A 17446-nucleotide genomic window follows, 5' to 3' on the forward strand; every position below is an offset into this window, starting at 1 on the left:
AGGGAGCAGGGCTGGTAGAATGCGCGGCTTATTCCGCCACGCCGCAGCTCTCGCCATGACCCAGTCCTCCACTTCCCTCCCCCCTCACGTCGCCATCATCGGCGGCGGCCCCGCCGGCTTGATGGCGGCTGAAGTGTTGAGCCAGGCCGGGATCAAGGTCGATCTGTACGACGGCATGCCTTCAGTGGGGCGAAAATTCCTGCTCGCCGGGGTCGGCGGCATGAACATCACCCACTCCGAGGCCTACCCGGCATTTCTCTCACGCTATGCCGAACGGGCGCCGCAGATTGCCCCGCTGTTACGCTCGTTCGGCGCCGAAGCCTTGTGCCAATGGATTCATGACTTGGGCATCGAAACCTTTGTCGGCAGCTCCGGCCGGGTGTTTCCTACCGACATGAAAGCCGCGCCTCTGTTGCGTGCCTGGCTCAAACGCCTGCGCGATGCCGGCGTAGTTATCCACACCCGCCATCGCTGGCTCGGTTGGGATACCAACGGTGATTTGCGCATCGACAGCCCCGAAGGCGAAAAAACCGTTCACGCGGATGCGAGCCTGCTGGCACTCGGCGGCGGCAGCTGGTCGCGTCTCGGCTCGGACGGTGCCTGGATGCTGCCGCTGGAACAGCGCGGTGTAGGGCTGGCGCCATTGCAACCGAGCAATTGCGGCTTCGAAGTGCAGGCCTGGAGCGAATTGATGGTCAGCAAATTCGCCGGCAGCCCGCTGAAAAACATCGCCATCGGCCTCAATGACGACGTGCCGCGACTCGGCGAGTGTGTGATCACTGCCACGGGGATTGAAGGCAGTTTGATCTACGCCCTGTCGGCAGCGATCCGCGAAGCGATCAATCAACACGGCTCGGCAACCCTTCACCTCGATCTGTTACCAGGCAAGCCTGTGGATAAAATCCAGGCGGCGCTGAGCAAACCGCGCGGCTCACGCTCCATGGCCAAACACCTGCACAGTCAGCTTGGGCTTGATGGCGTGAAAGCAGCATTGTTGCGGGAACTGACACCGGCCGAATGCTTTGCCGATCTGGCGCTGCTGGCCAAAGCAATCAAGGCATTGCCGCTGACGCTGGTGAAAACCCGGCCATTGGACGAAGCCATCAGCAGTGCCGGTGGCGTGATGTTCGAGGCGATGGATGAACGTCTGATGCTCAAGCAACTACCCGGCGTGTTCTGCGCAGGGGAAATGCTCGATTGGGAAGCGCCGACCGGCGGCTATCTGCTGACAGCGTGTTTCGCCAGTGGGCGAGCGGCGGGGTTGGGGATGGTGGAGTGGTTGAAGCACCGAAACTGATCGTTCCCACGCGCAGCAAAGGAATGCAACCCGGGACGCTCCGCGTTCCTTTCGAAGCGGACGCAGAGCGTCCATTGAGGCGTTCCCACGCAGAGCGTGGGAACAATCTTTACTGGATCAAGGCTTACGCTTGCGCGGCCCGGTATTGAATACCGGCACTTTACGCACCGGCTTGATCGAAGGCTCCGGCGCCGACGCCTCACCGCTCTCGACCCATTTACCCAGGTTGCGCTTGCCGCCACCGGAGGTTTTGGGCTTCTTCGGTTTTTTCGGCTTCTTGATCACCTGACCGCTGGCATCGGTATCCGGCACGCGGTGTTCAGGTTCGAAGTCCGGCTCCATCTGGCGAGTCAACGTCTGACGGGTCAACATCTCGATGGCCGACAGCTGATTCACTTCATCGGCGCAGACCAGCGAAATCGCCTGCCCGGTTGCACCCGCACGGCCGGTACGACCGATGCGGTGGATGTAGTCCTCGGCCACGATCGGCAGGTCGAAATTGACCACCAATGGCAAATCTTCGATATCCAGACCACGGGCAGCGACGTCGGTGGCCACGAGGATCTGCACTTCGCTGGCCTTGAAGCGATCCAGCGCCCGCTGGCGAGTTGCCTGGGGTTTGTCGCCGTGGATGCCGTCGGCATTGACGCCCAGGCCCTGGAGTTTTTCCACCAACGCGTCTACGCCGTTACGGGTCTTGGCGAACACCAGCACCTGCTTCCACTTGCCCTTGCGCATCAAGTGAATGAACAGCTCCGGCTTGCGCTTTTTGTCCACCGTCACCACCCATTGCTTGACGGTGTTGGCGGCCACGTTGCGCGGGCTGACTTCGATGCTCAACGGGTCGTTGAGCATTTGCCCGGCCAGCATGCGGATGGCATCGGAGAAGGTCGCGGAGAACAGCAGCGTCTGACGTTTCTTCGGCAGGGCTTTATAGATATTCCCCAGCTCCTCGGAAAAGCCCAGATCGAGCATGCGATCGGCTTCGTCCAGCACCAGGGTTTGCAGCTGGTTGAACTTGAGCGCGTTCTGACGGAACAGGTCGAGCAAACGGCCCGGGGTCGCTACCAACAGGTCGACGCCCTTGCGCAGCTTCATCATTTGCGGGTTGATGCTGACGCCGCCGTACACCGCGTAGGTGCTCAACGGCAGGTTCTCGGCGTACTGGCGCACGGCTTCGTGAACCTGCTCGGCCAGTTCGCGGGTCGGCACCAGAATCAGCGCGCGCACGGAGTTGGCGCTGACTTTCGGCCCTTCCATGGCCAGCAATTGCAGCAGCGGCAAGGCGAAACCGGCAGTTTTGCCGGTGCCGGTCTGGGCCGCGGCCATCAGGTCGCGACCGGCCAGCACCGCCGGAATCGCTTGCGCCTGAACCGGCGTCGGGGTCTGGTAGCCGAGCGTCTCGAGGGCGCGCAGCAAGGGTTCGATCAGGCCAAGGGTGGCGAAAGTCATGGGAGTACCGTAGGAAAAATCAGCGCGATTGTGCGAAACAAGTGTGCAATGGCGCGCAGTTTACCCTAATTCGCGCGGGATTCTGTCGGCACCACTACGGCAGGGGCAGGCCGATCTGTACCACGGCGCCACTGCGGCAACCCGATCAACACCACGGCACTGATGATCACCGCCATGGCCAGCGCTTCCTCGATACCGATGGTCTCGCCAACAAATACGATCCCCAGCAACACCGCCACCGCAGGGTTGACGTAGGCATAGCTAGTGGCCGCGGCCGGACGCACGTGTTTCAACAGGTACATGTAGGCGTTGAAGGCGATGATCGAGCCGAAGATGGTCAGGTACGCCAGCGCCGCCCAGCCTTCGATCGGCGGCAGACTTTCCAGACGCTCGCCACTCACCGCACTGCCGATCAGCAACACCACGCCACCCACCAGCATCTCCACGGCACTGGCCATCGCGCCCTGAGGCAACGGCAAATGTTTGCTCCACACCGAGCCGAAGGCCCAGGACGCCGCCGCGAACACCAGCAACGCTGCGCCCAACGGGCTCGATTGCAGGTTGGAGCCGAGGTTGAGCATGGCAATACCGGTCAGCCCGAGCACAATCCCGGCCCATTCGAGACGGGTATTACGCGCGCCCCAGAAATATCCGCACAGCAAAGTAAACAGCGGCACCGTCGCCACCGCCAACGCGGCCACGCCAGAGGCCACGCCCGTGTGTTCGGCGACGCTCACCGCACCGTTACCGCACGTCAGCAGCAAAATCCCGATGATCCCCGCCGCTTTCCACTGCGCCCAGGTCGGTGCCGGTGCTCCACGCCAACGCAGGTACGCGTACATCAACGTCCCGGCGAGCACGAAGCGGATACCGGCGAGCAGCAACGGCGGCCAGTACTGCACGCCGATGCGAATCACCAGGTAGGTCGATCCCCAAATCACGTACAACGCGAAAAAAGCAGCGATCAGCGGTAAGGAAAAACGGCGTAGACCAGACATGGGCAGCTCGATGAACAAGACAAGGAGAGCCGCTATTCTAGAAAGGCCAACGCTGGAAAATAAGCTACAAAACCTGTTTATAGCGCCGGTACACTTTTCAAAACACGGAGTTCGACGCTATAAACCGTGCTTTCGAAAGTCAGTCATTTTTCAGGTAGGCCACGATGGACAAATACGACCGCATGCTCCTCAGCGCCCTGCTGGAAAACGGTCGTGCGTCCTACGCCGATCTGGCGCGCAAAGTGAACCTGTCCGCTCCGGCGGTGGCCGAACGCGTTGCCAAACTTGAAGCCTGCGGGGTGATCACTGGTTACCAGGCGAAAGTCGACATGTCCAAAATCGGCCTGCCGATCCAGTGCGTCATCGAGCTGCGCCTGAACCAGCACGGTAAACAGAAAACCTACGACGAACTGATCAAAATCCCACAGCTCACCGAATGCCATCGCGTCACTGGCGACCCGTGCGTGATCATGCAAGCAGCGGTTGGGTCGATGCCCGAGCTGGAGGAGTTGATCAACCGGATCGCCACGTTCGGGTTCAGCAAGACCTCGATTGTGTTGTCCAGTGCCATCGAAAAGCGCGTGCCGTTGGGTCAACTGGAAGGAAACGGAAAATAATTCCCCCGTAGGAGCTGTCGAGTGAAACGAGGCTGCGATCTTTTGATCTTGATCTTAAAAGTCAAAGGATCGCAGCCTCGTTTCACTCGACAGCTCCTACAGAGGTTCAGGGGTTCAGGGGTTCAGCAGTGCTTCTGTCAGAACCCGCGATACCGCTTCAAATGCTCATTGATCTTCGCCGCCGGCACTTTCTGCAGGCTGCACAACAGATCATGGGACAACTCGCGCAACCCGTGCTTTTGCCGCAACTCTTGCGCCAGATGCGCGGTCAGGTTGGCGGCCATTTCCGCATCGGCCATGGCCCGGTGAGCCTTGCCGGTATTGGGCAGACTGGCGAAGGTGGTGAGGGTGCCGAGTTTGTGGTTCGGCGCGGCGGGCATCAGGCGGCGGGCGAGTAACAGTGAGCAGGCAAAGTTCTGCAAGCGTGTACGTTTGATTCGCCCAAGCTCGTAGTCCCAGAACTTCTGGTCGAACGCAGCGTTGTGCGCCAGCAGCGGCGTGATGCCGACGAATTCGTTGACCTCGTTCATCACCTGCTCGGCCGAAGGCGCGGTGCGCAGCATGGCGTTGCTGATGCCGGTCAGTTGTTCGATGAACGCCGGCACCCGCACGCCGGCATTCATCAGGCTTTGGTAACGCTCGACGATACGCCCCTGTTCAAGAATCACCACGGCAATTTCCGTGGCCCGGCAGCTGCTGCTCGGGGAGATCCCGGTGGTTTCAAAGTCGATGACTGCTATGCGTTCCAAACCTGTTTCAACTCCGTAAAAATCAATTCTTGAGCAGCAACGCGCCTTCGATCGGTACGTAACGACTGGCGGCGCGGATCAGCGAGTTGGCCGTCAGGCCCGGCACGCCGTAGGCCACCGCCTGCACGCCGTGCTTGGCGATAATGCGCTCCAGCAGCATGTCGAAATCACCGTCGCCAGAGGCCAGCACCACTTCGTCGACATGGTCGGCGGCGTCCATGATGTCGAGGGTGATGCCCACGTCCCAGTCGCCTTTGGCCGAACCGTCGCTGCGCTGGATGTAGGGCTTGAGCTTCACGACGAAGCCGAGGTTGCGCAGGATCTGCTGGAACTGCTGCTGTTTGCTGTCGCCACGATCGATCGCATAGGCGTAGGCCTCGACGATCTGCCCCTGCTTGCTGACGTCAGCCCACAAAGCGGCGTAGTTGAAGTGGCAACCATAGGCCTGGCGCACGGTGTAGTAGAGGTTCTGTACATCGGCGAACACTGCGATTTTTTTCACCGTACATCCTCTCAGCGCGTTGGCGCGCGGGGTCGTGGCGCACAGGCGCGCGGGCTGGATCAGGCTCCAGGCCCGAAAAGTCGCCCAGTATGCCAGCCAGAAGGATTGTTCCGCGAATAATCGGCCGTGTGGCGAGGGAGCTTGTCGGAACGCCGCACCGTCCCGCTGGGGTGCGAAGCGGCCCCCTTGCTTTAAAACCCAAGGGCCTGCTACGCAGTCCAGCGGGAGCAAGCTCCCTCGCCACAGGTGAATCAGATGAAGGAGTCGTCGTCATCGCCACCGAAGAACGATGAACCGTCATCGTCGTAATTCGCGTCGGTGAAACCGCCCTGATCGCTGGAGTTGTCAGCCACGCGCTGATCATTGCCCCAACCGCTGCTATCGCTCTGATCGTTGACCTTGGCCGGTTCTTCCTTGATGACTTCAACCACTTCCGGCTGCTGATTGTGATGGAACAGGCTGCTGATGCCTTGCGCCAGCATCACGCCACCGGCCACGCCCGCTGCCGTTTTCAACGCACCGCCGAGGAAACCGCTGCCGACAGGCTGTTGCGGTGCGTAATTCTGCGAAGGCGGCGCTCCGAAATTCTGCTGAGCAGGCGGTGCACCGAAGTTTTGCTGCGGCTGCGAGTTGAACGACGGCCGTCCTGGTTCACGCCAGCCGCCATTCGATTGAGCTGCGCTTTGCGTCGGCGCAGGCTGCGGATCACGGGAAGCGCCGCCGAAGATGCTCGACAAAAAGCCGCCGCTCGACGCCGGCGCCGCTGTCTGCGCCTTGGCCTGTTGCAGTTCGGCCTGCAATTGCTGCACTTGCTGGGTGAGTTGCTTGTTCTGTTCGTCGAGGCTCTTGATGGCTGCCTCTTGCACCAGAATCGCCTGGGTCATGAAATAGCCCGCCGCTGGCTGGCGAGTCAGGTGCTCCTTGATCCGTGCTTCGGCCTGGGCGTCGCGCGGGGCTGAGTCCGTTTCGGCCTGTTGCAGCCGGGAAAACAGTCCATCGATCAGGGTTTGTTCTTCGCTGTTCATGGCGACCTCGTAGATTGCCGGGAATATCATTGCCCTCACCCACAGTGGATAAGGTGCTCACCAGTAATGGGGCTGATACAGGATGTTTCAATGACCTTTACCGAACGTTTACGTTTGTGCCCCGAAGGAGTTGATCGGTTAAAGTGAGGCACTGCTTTCAACCTGCGATACCGACTGATGAATTCGTTCGATGTACTGCGTGACTCTCTGTATTTCTTCAAGCGCAATCTGAGCCAGATCGTGCAGCTATGCCTGCCGCTGGTGATTGTCGAGGCGCTGCTGCAACAAGTGGTCGACCGCTCCACCGGGCCGGACAGTTTCGCCGGCATCAGTGTGATTGTCGGCTTGCTGGTGTATCCGCTGTACACCGCCGCGCTGATCCTGTTTCTCGATGCCCGCAGCCGAGGCGAATCGCCACGTACCCGCGACCTGTTGGCCGCCGCTGCGACCCTGTGGCCGCGCTTCGCCGTGCTGACCGCCCTCAATACGTTGCTGATCCTGATCGGCCTGTCGCTGTATTTCCTGCCGGGCATCTGGCTGATGGTGACGCTGGCGTTCGGCGAGTACCTGTTGGTGCTGCGTGGCCTGGCACCGCTGGCGGCGATGAAGGAAAGCCTGCGCCTGACCCGCGGGCATTTCATGCGCATTCTGGTGTGCATTCTCTGTGTGATGGGCCCGCTGTGGGTGCTCAAGGGAGCGACACTGGCGGTTTACCCTGACCCGCAGAACCCGGTGATCTCGCTGCTGATCGACAGCGCCCACAGCTTCCTGCAACTGTTTACCAGCGTGGTGCTGTTCCGATTGTTCATGCTGATCGCCGATGCGCCCGAGAAATCTGATGAGCGGCTCTGACCGCTCTACCCTTGGGCTTTGGCGCGGCTCTCGGTTATGCTCGGGGTCAATATTGTAACGCGATAAGCCGAGCGATGCCCCGTCTACTGCGCTACACCCTGCTGTGCCTGCTGATCGCCATCAGCCTGATTGCATTGCTGATCTACAGCCTGACCTGGCGCCCCGACGCCAAGGAAGCGCTGCCGGTCAGTTGCAACGCCCAGGCGCCGACGCTGGTGCCCGGCCAGGCGCTGAAGGTGATGACCTGGAACGTCCAGTATCTGGCTGGCAAGCGCTATGTGTTCTGGAACGACCTGGCCGCAGGAGACGACGAATCCCCTACACCTGAAGACATGGCCTTCAGCCTCGACGAAGTGGCGCGGGTGATTCGCGACGAGCAACCGGACATCGTGCTGTTGCAGGAACTCGATGACGGCGCCAAGGCCAGCGACTACCAGAACCAGTTCAAATTACTTCAGGATCGGGTCACCGACCTGTATCCGTGCAGCACTCAGGCCTTCGACTGGAAAGCCGACTTCGTACCTGAACCGCATATTTTCGGCAGCGTTGGCCGGCAATTGGCGACCCTGAGCCGCTACCGGATCGAACACGCCGAACGCCTGCAATTGCCGGTCACGCCGGCCAATGTCATCAGCCGTCAGTTCAAGCCGAAAGACGCCTTGCTGGTCACGTACCTGCCATTGAACGGCGGTGGCCAGATGGCCGTGCTCAACACCCATCTGGACCGCGCCACCCAGCTCGACGATACCTTGCAAACCCAAGTGACCGCCGTGGCCAAGGTGCTCGACAAGTTCGAAAGCCGCGGCACGCCGTGGTTGATCGGCGGAGATTTCAATCTGTTGCCACTGGGCCAGTATCAACGCCTGCCCGCCGAGCAACGCACGCCCTACTCTGCCGACAGCGCGCTGCATGTGCTGTGGGACAAATACCCGATGATCCCCACCAACAACGAAGCCAGCGGTATCGACCGGGCACAATGGTTGACCCATTACCCGAATGATCCCGGCTTGAACGGGCCGGACCGGACCGTCGACTACCTGTTTTACAGCCCGCGCATCAAACGGGTCGAAGCGCGGGTGCGGCAGGACGATACGTTGCGCATTTCCGATCATTTGCCGGTGATTGCGCGGTTTCTGTTGCCGGCCGCGCCATAAAACACCTGTGGCGAGGGAGCTTGCTCCCGCTCGACTGCGCAGCAGTCGTAAACCGATTGACGCCACGCACCTGAAAAATGATGTGACAGAATTTGGGGCTGCTTTACAGCCCAACGGGAGCAAGCTCCCTCGCCACAAAAATCCGTGCGCTACTTACGAGGCTTAACCCGCGCCGTCGCCTCGGCCACCAGCGGATCATCCGGCCAATAGTGCTTCGGATACCGCCCCTTCAAATCCTTCTTCACCTCGGCATACGTACTGCGCCAGAAGTTCGCCAAATCCTGAGTCACCTGCACTGGCCGCCGCGCCGGGGACAGCAAATGCAGTTTGACCACCTGCCGGCCACCGGCAATCCGCGGGGTCTCGGCCAGGCCGAACAACTCCTGCAACCGCACCGCCAGAATCGGCGGCTGCTCGCTGTAATCCAGACGAATCGATGAACCCGACGGCACGCTCAAATGATGCGGCGCCAGCTCATCCAGCCGTTGCGGCAACGGCCACGGCAGCAAGTTGTGAACGATGCTCGACAGGTCCAGATTGGCGAAGTGACTGAGCCGCGAGACTTTCCCCAGATAGGGCATCAGCCAGTGTTCGAGGCTTTTGAGCAATGTTGCGTCGCTGACATCCGGCCATTCGCTCTCGCCTTTACCCGCGAGATCCAACTGCCGCAACAACGCCACCCGCGCCTGCCACTGACGCAGCTCTGGCGTCCAGGGCAACAGCTCCAGACCTTTGCGCCGCACCAGATTCACCAACGCCTGGCTGCGAGCACTTTCATCGAGCCCGGTCAGCGGTTCGCGGCTGAGGATCAACTCGCCGACCTTGCGCTGACGCTCGGCCCGCAGCACACCTTCGCGCTCATCCCAATCCAGTTGATCGACGCACCGCACCTGTTCGGCCAGCACGGAGTCGAACAGCGCCGGATCAAAATCCGTCGCCAGATAAATCCGTTCTTCACGCTGGCCCTGACGACTGCCCAGATCGGCGATCACCAACCACGGTTGCTTCATCAGGCTGTCCGCCTCGGCAAACAATGCCGCACGACCGTTGGCCAGGCGATATTCAGCGCCACCGGCCCGCCGCTGTTGGGCGACCCGATCGGGATAAGCCAATGCCAGCAACGCACCGAGCCAACGCGGATGTTCGGGATCGCTGACCGGCTCCGACGCTTTGCCGCGCAAATAACCGCGATACTGCCGCGCCAGTTGCCGAGCCCGTTGAACACCGCCCTGCGCACCGCGAGCGGCCCGCTCTTCACCGGGTAACAGCACCAGTCGGCTGTGCAGGTCTGCGCCAGCACCACGCAAGATATCGCGCTCGCCGAGCAGTGCCGCGACATCACAGGCCATGTCAGACAGGCCGAGCGCCTGGCCACGCAACAGCAAATGGGCGATCCGAGGATGGGCCGGCAGTTCGGCCATGGCCTGACCATGACGGGTCAGCGCTTCACCCTCCAGCGCACCCAAACGCTCAAGCAGATCCTGAGCCTGTGCATAAGCCGCTGCCGGAGGCACATCGAGCCAAACCAATTGCCCCGGTGTCACGCCCCAACGACCGAGTTGCAAGGCCAGCCCGGCAAGGTCCGCCGAGAGTATTTCCGCACTGGCGTAAGCCGCCAGTTGTTCGTGCTGATCCTGCGACCACAAGCGATAACACACGCCAGGCTCCAAACGCCCGGCCCGGCCCGCGCGCTGCGTGGCACTGGCTTTGGAAATGCGTTGGGTGTCGAGGCGAGTCATGCCGCTGCCGGGGTCGAAACGCGGCACGCGCGCCAGCCCGGCATCGATCACCACGCGGACACCGTCGATGGTCAGGCTGGTTTCGGCGATGTTGGTGGCCAGCACCACTTTGCGCTTGCCCGCAGGCGCCGGATCAATCGCCGCACGCTGCGCCGCCAGGTCCAGTTCACCGTGCAACGGGCACAGCAACACAGGCGTGCCCTCGCCCAGCGCATCGACCAATTGTTGATGCACCCGCCGAATTTCCGCCTGCCCCGGCAGAAATACCAGAAGGCTGCCGGTCTCATCGTTCAGCGCATCAAGGATGGTCTGCACCACCTTTGGCTCGATGAACTCACCGGGCTGAAACGGCCGGCCCCAGCGCATCGCCACCGGGTACATGCGACCTTCGCTGCGCAGGATTGGCGCGTCATCCAGCAACCCGGCCAGGCGTTCGCCTTCCAGGGTCGCCGACATCAAGAGAATTTTCAGCGGTTGATCGTCGCGGAACAGCTCCCGGCCATTCAGGCTCAGGGCCAAGGCCAGGTCGGCATCGAGGCTGCGTTCGTGGAACTCGTCAAAGATCAGCAAGCCCACGCCTTCCAGTGCCGGGTCATCCTGCAAGCGCCGGGTGAGGATGCCTTCGGTGACCACTTCGATGCGGGTATTGGGGCCGACCTTGCTGTCGAGACGAATGCGATAGCCCACGGTTTCGCCGACCTTCTCGCCCAATTCACTGGCCAAGCGCTCTGCCGCCGCCCGCGCCGCCAACCGGCGCGGTTCGAGCATCAGAATGGTCTGCCCGGCCAGCCACGGCTCATCGAGCAAGGCCAACGGCACCCGGGTGGTTTTACCGGCACCGGGCGGTGCTTCGAGCACGGCTTCGTGGCGTGTAGCGAGGGCTTCACGCAGGGCGGGTAAAACTTCATCAATTGGCAAAGAAATCATGCTGGCTCCCAAACAGAGGGCCGAGTATAACGGCGTTCAGCGCGGTCCTAATTCATATCGACGATGCTTCGTTTCCAGATAACCCAGGAGATTTCAAATGCGTGCTCCCTTTCGCTTGATCGGCGGTGTATTGATCGCGTCCTTGCTGACCCAGGTGACCGCCTGCGGTTCGATTTTCTACCCGGATCGTCGCGGCCAGATCGACGGCAAGATCGACCCGGCCATCGCTGCGCTGGATGCCGTGGGCCTGCTGTTCTACATCATCCCCGGCCTGATTGCCTTTGCGGTGGACTTCGCCACGGGTGCCATTTACTTCGAGCCCGGTCGGACCGCTCAGGTGGCCCCGGAAAAACTCAAGGAAGCCATCGGTGCCGACGGCAAGGTCGATAACCACAAGTTGCAGACTATTCTCGAAAGTGAACTGGGCCGCAGCTTCCCGCTGGACGATCCGCGTCTGATCCAGCACAAGGGCAACGCCCAGCAACTGGCCATGTTCGGCCTGCAACCGGCCGCATAATTCGTGCATTTGAAGGAACCACAGCACTGATGACTACCCCTACCGACCACGCCCGCCTGCTGCGGCTGGCGACGCGCGCCTCGGTGGCGGTCGCGTGCATATTGATCATCGCCAAAGCCATCGCCTGGTGGCTGAGCGGCTCGGTGAGCATGCTCGCCGGGTTGACCGACTCGGCACTCGACGGCGTCAGCTCGCTGCTCAATCTGATGGCCGTGCATTACGCCTTGCGCCCGGCCGATGACGATCATCGTTATGGGCACGGCAAGGCCGAATCATTGGCGGGCATGGCTCAGGCGCTGTTCATTGGCGGCAGCGCAGTGCTGATTGCCTTGCAGGCGATCGAACGGTTGAAACATCCGGAGCCGATAGGCGCAGCGTGGCTCAGCATCGGGGTGATTGTGTTCTCCCTCGTCCTGACCGTGGCCCTGCTGATGTTGCAGCACCGGGTAATCAAGGCTACCGGTTCCAACGCGGTGAGCGCCGACTCCTTGCATTACCGCTCGGACCTGCTGCTCAACGGCGGCATTCTCGTGGCGCTGGTGCTGGCCGGGTTTGGCTGGCAGCAAGTCGACCCTTGGTTCGGTCTGGGGATCGCGGCTTACATCCTCTGGAGCGCAATTCAGATCGCCCGGGAAAGTTTTGCAGTGCTGATGGATGAAGAGTTACCGACTGATGTCAGCCAGCACATGCTCGAACTGGCCTGCAGCGTACCGGGGGTTTTGGGCGCCCACGACTTGCGCACGCGGATTTCCGGTAACCAGTGGTTCGTGCAATTGCATCTGGAATTGCCGGGGGACTTGACCCTGTCAGTCGCCCACGGCATCAGCGATCAAGCCGCCGATGCGATTCACGCCGCTTACCCGCGAGCCGAAGTGCTGGTGCACGCCGACCCGCAGGAAGTGGTAAAGGCTGCCAGGGCTCAGTAACTCACCTGATAACCGCGACTGCTCAGGCAGTTGCCTTGGGCCTGTCGGTAAGCTTGCACCACCGACGGATCCGGTCGGTAGGTAGCGGTGCGCGGATCGAAACCGCTCTGTTGCACGGCCCAGCGATAACATTCATAAGCGTCCCGACTGACTTCCTCCGGCGACTGACCGTTGGCCGGGTACGCCACCACGTCATAACCATTGCTCACCGGTTGCGGCTGCACGGGCGGTTCGACCACGACGTAATCCTGAGTGCTCTCCTGGTAGGCGTAATACGCGCCGGCCGCCAGGAACAACAGCGTGCCACCGATCCACACCTCACGGGCGTAATCGGGCAAATAGCTGACACGAATCCCTCGAGGCGGCTGAACCACCACATAACGCGGGCCTTGCGGGCGATACCAATACCCACCGGAATAGAAATAATCCTGGCCACGATACGGCACACGGAAGTGACGCTCCTCCGGGAAGCGGTCGATCACGTACCCCGGACGATACTGCGGACCGGGGCCCCAGCCATTACCGTGCCCATCCGGGCGACCGGGCCAGCGACGGTCATCGTGACGCGGCTCCCGCCCCCCGGTCTGCCATGGCTGGTTGTAATTGTTACGCCACCGCTCGTCCTGATAGTAGCCACGCCGCGGTTCCTGGGTCTGGCGCACGGTATCGGGCCGACTCTGGATTGGCAGATTATTACTCGGTTGTTGCGGCGCTCGCTCCTGAACGTTTGGATCGTGTAGCGGACGGTTCTGCCACTGGCCACCCTGAACGCTGGAGTCGTGCGGCGTACGGTTCTGCCACTGGCCGCCCTGATTGTTGGACTCGTGCGGCGCCCGGTTCTGCCACTGGCCACCCTGATTCTGGTCGTGGAGCTCAAACTTGCGACTGTTGTCGCCACGAATGATTTCGGTGTTCTGCGGGCGTGGCTGATTGCTGCCGCCACGGCCCTGGCCCTGTTCATTGCCCCGATGATCAGGCCCATGCTGCCCGCCATCGGGGCCGCGGTTCTGTGGTTCATCGGCAAGCGATTGTGCAGTGACACTCACACACAGCAAACCAACACCGGCCAAACGCCAGATGCGCGATTTCATGCTTTTCCTCACGGCGGGTTAGGGCCTGTACGTAAGACTGGGAAAGCGCAGGCCGGTTCTGCAACAGGTTATCAGTCACGTAACTTTTTTATTGAGCGGCTTTTTATTAAGGGCATGCCAAATTGCGGGCAAGAAAAAAGGGAGACCCGTCGGCCTCCCTTTGAGAACTTCGTCCGTGCTCGACGCTTATGACGTCGGCTCACCTCACGCCGTCTTCTGGACAGTGTGTAGCTCGGGGGCCGACGCATCCCCGGTGGGGGTGGCGACCGCAGCTGGCCTGATTGGGCGAGCCGCACTGGACTGTTTGTCCGAGCAGTGATTCTGGTGATAAGAATAGGCCCGGAGCGCCGGCAGAGGATTGCGAAGATTGCTCAAATAAACATCACTTGCGCAATTTTTAACTCAGGATAGATAATCTGCCGCAATAGTTATGACAAAGGCCTGATTGATGAGCAAACTCGACCGATACGACCTGAGTATTTTGGCGGAATTACAGCGTGACGCGCGCATCTCCAATCAGGAGCTGGCCGAACGCATCGGCCTGTCGCCTTCGCCTTGCTCGCGGCGGGTCAAGCAACTGGAAGACGATGGCTATATCTCCCGCCAGGTCGCCTTGCTGGACCGCAAGATGCTCGGCCTGAGCCTGACCGCCTACGTGCTGATCGGCATGGACCGCCATACTCCCGAGCGTTTCGAGAACTTCGAAGCCGCCATTCGCACGTTACCGCAAGTGCTGGAATGTAGCCTGGTGACCGGGATGGATGCGGATTATCAGCTCAAGGTGGTGGTGCCGGACATGGATCACTATCAGAAGCTGCTGCTGGGGCATCTGACCCGAATTGAAGGGGTGACGAGTGTACGGTCGAGTTTCGTGTTGAACCAGGTGCTCAATAGCACCGAGTTGCCGTTAACCCATCTGCGCAGCTGAGAATGCCTTTGTGGCGAGGGAGCTTGCTCCCGCTCGGCTGCGAAGCAGTCGTAAAACCAGTGAACGCAGTGTGCCTGATTAAACTCGGCCACAGATTTTGGGGCCGCTTCGCGCCCCAGCGGGAGCAAGCTCCCTCGCCACAATCCGACGCAGGTCAATACCCCCGCCAATCCCCCTTGGCGTATACTCCTCCGGCCTTTTTAGCCCCGCCCGCGCTGGAGATATTCGATGGATCCTGCAGTTTTCGAAGAGTGGATGATGACTGGCCTGGTCAGCATCCTGATCATTTTCATGGGTTTCATCGTCTGGGATCTGGCAAAAAAATCCAAAGCCGGACGCTTCGGCTCGTTCATTCTGTTCTTTGTGCTGGGGTTGGGCGTGGCCGCATTCGTGATCAAAAGCGTGGTCATCGGCCTGATCGAATCCGGCACGCTATAAACGCGCCGGCACTTCCTTCCACTGGCCCTGATCGAGCCCTTCGATCGACCAGTCACCGATTCTGACCCGCACCAGGCGCAACGTCGGCAAGCCGACCGCCGCGGTCATGCGCCGCACCTGACGGTTGCGTCCCTCGCGAATCACCAACTCCAGCCAACTGGTGGGCACGCTTTTGCGAAAGCGCACCGGCGGGTTGCGTGGCCACAGTTGCGGCTCATCCAGTTGTCGCGCTTCGGCCGGCAAGGTCATACCGTCGTTCAGCTCGACGCCCTCGCGCAAACGCTGCAACTGCTCGGCGGTTGGCTCGCCTTCCACTTGCACCCAGTAAGTCTTGGCCAGTTTGTGTTTCGGGTCGGCAATCCGCGCCTGAAGCTGGCCGTCGTTGGTCAGCAGCAACAAGCCTTCGCTGTCACGGTCCAGCCGTCCTGCCGGGTAAATCCCCGGAATCTCGATAAAGTCCTTGAGCGTCGCCCGCCCTTCGCCGTCGCTGAACTGCGTCAGTACATCGAAAGGCTTGTTGAACAGAATCAGCCTCGGCTCGGCCGGTGGCGCTTTGGCGACACGGCGCGGGGCTGATTGCGGTTTGTTCGCGCCTGGGCGGCGAGAGTCGGGACGTTGAGGACGAGACATGAGCAAAGGAACATCTAACGGTCAGGGCCGCTAATGCTAGTGCCCCAACCGTCAAATGACCATGAGAACAATCAGCGGAACGGCGGCTCGTCGAAGCTGCGCAGTTTGCGTGAGTGCAGCGAGTTGAGCTCGGTGCGCAACAGATCCACCGCCTCGATACCGATCTTCAAGTGCTGGCTGACCGCGCGCTCATAGAACGCGTTGGCCGACCCCGGCAGTTTGATTTCGCTGTGCAGCGGTTTATCCGACACACAAAGCAACGTGCCGTAGGGCACCCGCAAGCGATAACCCTGGGCCGCAATCGTGCCGCTTTCCATGTCCACCGCCACGGCGCGGGACAGGTTGATCAGCGGACGCTCCTGCGCCCAGCGCAGCTCCCAGTTACGGTCGTCGTAGGTCAACACGGTGCCGGTACGCAGGCGCTTCTTCAGTTCGTCGCCCTTCTCGCCGGTGATGTTGGCCGCCGCTTGCTGCAACGCCAACTGCACTTCGGCCAAGGCCGGAATCGGAATGTTCGGTGGCACCACCCGGTCGAGAATCCCGTCGCGACGCATATAAGCGTGTGCCAGCACGTAATCGCCAATGGTCTGCGACTGACGCAAGCCGCCGCAGTGGCCGATCATCAGCCAGCAATGCGGACGCAGCACGGCCAAATGGTCGGTGATGTTCTTGGCGTTGGACGGGCCGACACCAATGTTTACCAGGGTCACGCCATGGCCGTCGCTGGCGATCAGGTGATAGGCCGGCATCTGGTAACGATGCCAGACCACGCCCGCGGCAATCGCCGAGGCTTCGCCGTGGTCCATACCCTTTTCGATGATCACGTTGCCCGGCAACACCATGCGCACAAAACGCGGGTCTTTGCGCAGTTGTTCCAGGCCATGAACGATGAACTGGTCGACGTAACGGTGGTAGTTGGTCAGCAGAATCCACGGCTGCACATGCCGCCAGTCGCTGCCGGTGTAGTGCACCAGTCGGCGCAGGGAGAAGTCCACCCGCGCGGCATCGAACAGGGCCAATGGCAGCGGATCGGTGTTTTCCCAATCGTACAAGCCATCAGCGATGCCATCGGTGGCGGCCGACAGATCCGTACTCGGGAACACCCGCGCCAGTACCGCCGCCGTAACGCCAGAGCCGGCCAGTTCATCGCCCTGCTCGACCACATATGGATAAGGAATGTTTTGCTGGCTGACACCGACTTCCACGGTCACGGTGAAGTCGTGCATCAACGGAACGAGTTGCTCCAGCAGGTATTTGCGAAAGGCTGCCGGATGAGTGACGGTGACGCTGTAGGTCCCCGGCAATTGAACCTTGGCATAGGCGCGAGTGGTCTGTGGGACTTCGCCCTGGCAGAGGTAGGTCAGACGCAACTCGGGATAGCGAAACAGGGCACGCTGTTCAGCGTCCGGCTCGACGCGATCCTTGAGATAACGCTTGAGCGCTTGATTCAGCGCTGTGGTTGCACGCTCGTGCAAGACAGCAAGCCGATCAACGGCTTGCTCGGCGGTTTGAACGACAATAAACGCTTCGGTCACGATCAGCTTCCTGTGTTCTGACTTGCAGACCTTCATCTTGCCTGCATCATCGCTTCACGGGAACAGTGA

General features: G+C 61.0%; 17 protein-coding genes. 8 read left to right on the forward strand and 9 right to left on the reverse strand.

Annotated features, from left to right (window positions below; translation table 11 throughout):
* Nucleotides 1–55: 55 nt before the first annotated feature.
* A complete protein-coding gene (locus tag ACCC96_RS04500) occupies nucleotides 56–1297 on the forward strand; it encodes a TIGR03862 family flavoprotein (RefSeq protein WP_413695156.1) in 1242 nt (413 codons plus the stop codon).
* Between the two features lie 117 nt (nucleotides 1298–1414).
* Here the strand turns inward: ACCC96_RS04500 and ACCC96_RS04505 are convergent, their stop codons facing one another.
* Together ACCC96_RS04505 and yedA are read right to left on the reverse strand one after the other, a co-directional pair.
* On the reverse strand, nucleotides 1415–2749 hold the full coding sequence (locus ACCC96_RS04505) for a DEAD/DEAH box helicase (protein WP_018925787.1): 1335 nt from the start codon (nucleotides 2747–2749) through the stop codon (nucleotides 1415–1417).
* Between the two features lie 65 nt (nucleotides 2750–2814).
* Nucleotides 2815–3747, reverse strand: a complete 933-nt coding sequence (gene yedA / locus ACCC96_RS04510) for a drug/metabolite exporter YedA (protein ID WP_413695097.1) — start codon at nucleotides 3745–3747, stop codon at nucleotides 2815–2817.
* A gap of 164 nt (nucleotides 3748–3911) precedes the next feature.
* Here yedA and ACCC96_RS04515 point away from each other — a divergent pair, with 164 nt between their 5' ends.
* Nucleotides 3912–4364: an Lrp/AsnC family transcriptional regulator gene (locus ACCC96_RS04515; protein WP_019650907.1), complete on the forward strand. Its 453-nt coding sequence runs from the start codon at nucleotides 3912–3914 to the stop codon at nucleotides 4362–4364.
* 137 nt (nucleotides 4365–4501) lie between these two features.
* On the opposite strand, the gene ACCC96_RS04520 is transcribed toward ACCC96_RS04515, so the two are convergent.
* From ACCC96_RS04520 to ACCC96_RS04530, 3 genes are all read right to left on the reverse strand, one after another.
* A complete protein-coding gene (locus ACCC96_RS04520; RefSeq protein ID WP_018925784.1) occupies nucleotides 4502–5113 on the reverse strand; it encodes a PolC-type DNA polymerase III in 612 nt (203 codons plus the stop codon).
* A gap of 22 nt (nucleotides 5114–5135) precedes the next feature.
* Nucleotides 5136–5615, reverse strand: coding sequence for an NYN domain-containing protein (locus ACCC96_RS04525; protein WP_018925783.1), 480 nt, complete (start codon nucleotides 5613–5615; stop codon nucleotides 5136–5138).
* Nucleotides 5616–5866: 251 nt separating this feature from the next.
* On the reverse strand, nucleotides 5867–6640 hold the full coding sequence (locus ACCC96_RS04530; RefSeq protein ID WP_413695098.1) for a DUF2076 domain-containing protein: 774 nt from the start codon (nucleotides 6638–6640) through the stop codon (nucleotides 5867–5869).
* A gap of 177 nt (nucleotides 6641–6817) precedes the next feature.
* On the opposite strand from ACCC96_RS04530, the gene ACCC96_RS04535 reads away from it, so the two are divergent.
* Nucleotides 6818–7492, forward strand: a complete 675-nt coding sequence (locus ACCC96_RS04535) for a YciC family protein (RefSeq protein ID WP_413695099.1) — start codon at nucleotides 6818–6820, stop codon at nucleotides 7490–7492.
* A 74-nt stretch (nucleotides 7493–7566) separates the two neighbouring features.
* Complete coding sequence (locus ACCC96_RS04540; protein WP_413695100.1) at nucleotides 7567–8646, forward strand: endonuclease/exonuclease/phosphatase family protein; 1080 nt, start codon at nucleotides 7567–7569, stop codon at nucleotides 8644–8646.
* Between the two features lie 149 nt (nucleotides 8647–8795).
* Here ACCC96_RS04540 and hrpB read toward each other — a convergent pair whose 3' ends face one another.
* Nucleotides 8796–11312 carry an ATP-dependent helicase HrpB gene (gene hrpB / locus ACCC96_RS04545; protein ID WP_413695101.1) on the reverse strand — a complete coding sequence of 839 codons (2517 nt, stop codon included), beginning with the start codon at nucleotides 11310–11312 and terminating at the stop codon, nucleotides 8796–8798.
* A gap of 97 nt (nucleotides 11313–11409) precedes the next feature.
* On the opposite strand from hrpB, the gene ACCC96_RS04550 reads away from it, so the two are divergent.
* Entirely contained in the window at nucleotides 11410–11829 is a 420-nt protein-coding gene (locus ACCC96_RS04550) for a polyribonucleotide nucleotidyltransferase (protein WP_413695102.1), read from the forward strand.
* A gap of 29 nt (nucleotides 11830–11858) precedes the next feature.
* Nucleotides 11859–12755, forward strand: a complete 897-nt coding sequence (locus tag ACCC96_RS04555) for a cation diffusion facilitator family transporter (protein WP_413695103.1) — start codon at nucleotides 11859–11861, stop codon at nucleotides 12753–12755.
* On the opposite strand, the gene ACCC96_RS04560 is transcribed toward ACCC96_RS04555, so the two are convergent.
* Nucleotides 12749–13846 carry a DUF6515 family protein gene (locus ACCC96_RS04560; RefSeq protein ID WP_413695104.1) on the reverse strand — a complete coding sequence of 366 codons (1098 nt, stop codon included), beginning with the start codon at nucleotides 13844–13846 and terminating at the stop codon, nucleotides 12749–12751. The two genes, ACCC96_RS04555 and ACCC96_RS04560, sit on opposite strands and share 7 nt — an antisense overlap.
* 448 nt (nucleotides 13847–14294) lie before the next feature.
* Here ACCC96_RS04560 and ACCC96_RS04565 point away from each other — a divergent pair, with 448 nt between their 5' ends.
* Together ACCC96_RS04565 and ACCC96_RS04570 are read left to right on the forward strand one after the other, a co-directional pair.
* A complete protein-coding gene (locus tag ACCC96_RS04565; protein ID WP_007937367.1) occupies nucleotides 14295–14774 on the forward strand; it encodes an Lrp/AsnC family transcriptional regulator in 480 nt (159 codons plus the stop codon).
* Between the two features lie 228 nt (nucleotides 14775–15002).
* Nucleotides 15003–15212: a DUF2788 domain-containing protein gene (locus ACCC96_RS04570; protein ID WP_007937369.1), complete on the forward strand. Its 210-nt coding sequence runs from the start codon at nucleotides 15003–15005 to the stop codon at nucleotides 15210–15212.
* Here the strand turns inward: ACCC96_RS04570 and ACCC96_RS04575 are convergent.
* A complete protein-coding gene (locus tag ACCC96_RS04575) occupies nucleotides 15207–15842 on the reverse strand; it encodes a pseudouridine synthase (RefSeq protein ID WP_413695105.1) in 636 nt (211 codons plus the stop codon). The genes ACCC96_RS04570 and ACCC96_RS04575 overlap by 6 nt on opposite strands.
* Before the next feature lie 71 nt (nucleotides 15843–15913).
* Nucleotides 15914–17413 carry an AMP nucleosidase gene (gene amn / locus ACCC96_RS04580; protein ID WP_018925774.1) on the reverse strand — a complete coding sequence of 500 codons (1500 nt, stop codon included), beginning with the start codon at nucleotides 17411–17413 and terminating at the stop codon, nucleotides 15914–15916.
* Between the last annotated feature and the right edge of the window lie 33 nt (nucleotides 17414–17446).

Source organism: Pseudomonas sp. Pseusp11 (genome assembly GCF_047304405.1).
In the GTDB taxonomy this organism is placed as follows: Bacteria; Pseudomonadota; Gammaproteobacteria; order Pseudomonadales; family Pseudomonadaceae; genus Aquipseudomonas.

Excerpts from the sequence above, each read along its gene's own strand:
- ACCC96_RS04500 (WP_413695156.1), top strand. The coding sequence starts at position 56 with ATGACCCAGTCCTCCACTTCCCTCCCCCCTCACGTCGCCATCATCGGC.
- ACCC96_RS04505 (WP_018925787.1), bottom strand. The coding sequence starts at position 2,749 with ATGACTTTCGCCACCCTTGGCCTGATCGAACCCTTGCTGCGCGCCCTC.
- yedA (WP_413695097.1), bottom strand. The coding sequence starts at position 3,747 with ATGTCTGGTCTACGCCGTTTTTCCTTACCGCTGATCGCTGCTTTTTTC.
- ACCC96_RS04515 (WP_019650907.1), top strand. The coding sequence starts at position 3,912 with ATGGACAAATACGACCGCATGCTCCTCAGCGCCCTGCTGGAAAACGGT.
- ACCC96_RS04530 (WP_413695098.1), bottom strand. The coding sequence starts at position 6,640 with ATGAACAGCGAAGAACAAACCCTGATCGATGGACTGTTTTCCCGGCTG.
- ACCC96_RS04535 (WP_413695099.1), top strand. The coding sequence starts at position 6,818 with ATGAATTCGTTCGATGTACTGCGTGACTCTCTGTATTTCTTCAAGCGC.
- ACCC96_RS04540 (WP_413695100.1), top strand. The coding sequence starts at position 7,567 with ATGCCCCGTCTACTGCGCTACACCCTGCTGTGCCTGCTGATCGCCATC.
- hrpB (WP_413695101.1), bottom strand. The coding sequence starts at position 11,312 with ATGATTTCTTTGCCAATTGATGAAGTTTTACCCGCCCTGCGTGAAGCC.
- ACCC96_RS04550 (WP_413695102.1), top strand. The coding sequence starts at position 11,410 with ATGCGTGCTCCCTTTCGCTTGATCGGCGGTGTATTGATCGCGTCCTTG.
- ACCC96_RS04555 (WP_413695103.1), top strand. The coding sequence starts at position 11,859 with ATGACTACCCCTACCGACCACGCCCGCCTGCTGCGGCTGGCGACGCGC.
- ACCC96_RS04560 (WP_413695104.1), bottom strand. The coding sequence starts at position 13,846 with ATGAAATCGCGCATCTGGCGTTTGGCCGGTGTTGGTTTGCTGTGTGTG.
- ACCC96_RS04565 (WP_007937367.1), top strand. The coding sequence starts at position 14,295 with ATGAGCAAACTCGACCGATACGACCTGAGTATTTTGGCGGAATTACAG.
- ACCC96_RS04570 (WP_007937369.1), top strand. The coding sequence starts at position 15,003 with ATGGATCCTGCAGTTTTCGAAGAGTGGATGATGACTGGCCTGGTCAGC.
- ACCC96_RS04575 (WP_413695105.1), bottom strand. The coding sequence starts at position 15,842 with ATGTCTCGTCCTCAACGTCCCGACTCTCGCCGCCCAGGCGCGAACAAA.
- amn (WP_018925774.1), bottom strand. The coding sequence starts at position 17,413 with ATGAAGGTCTGCAAGTCAGAACACAGGAAGCTGATCGTGACCGAAGCG.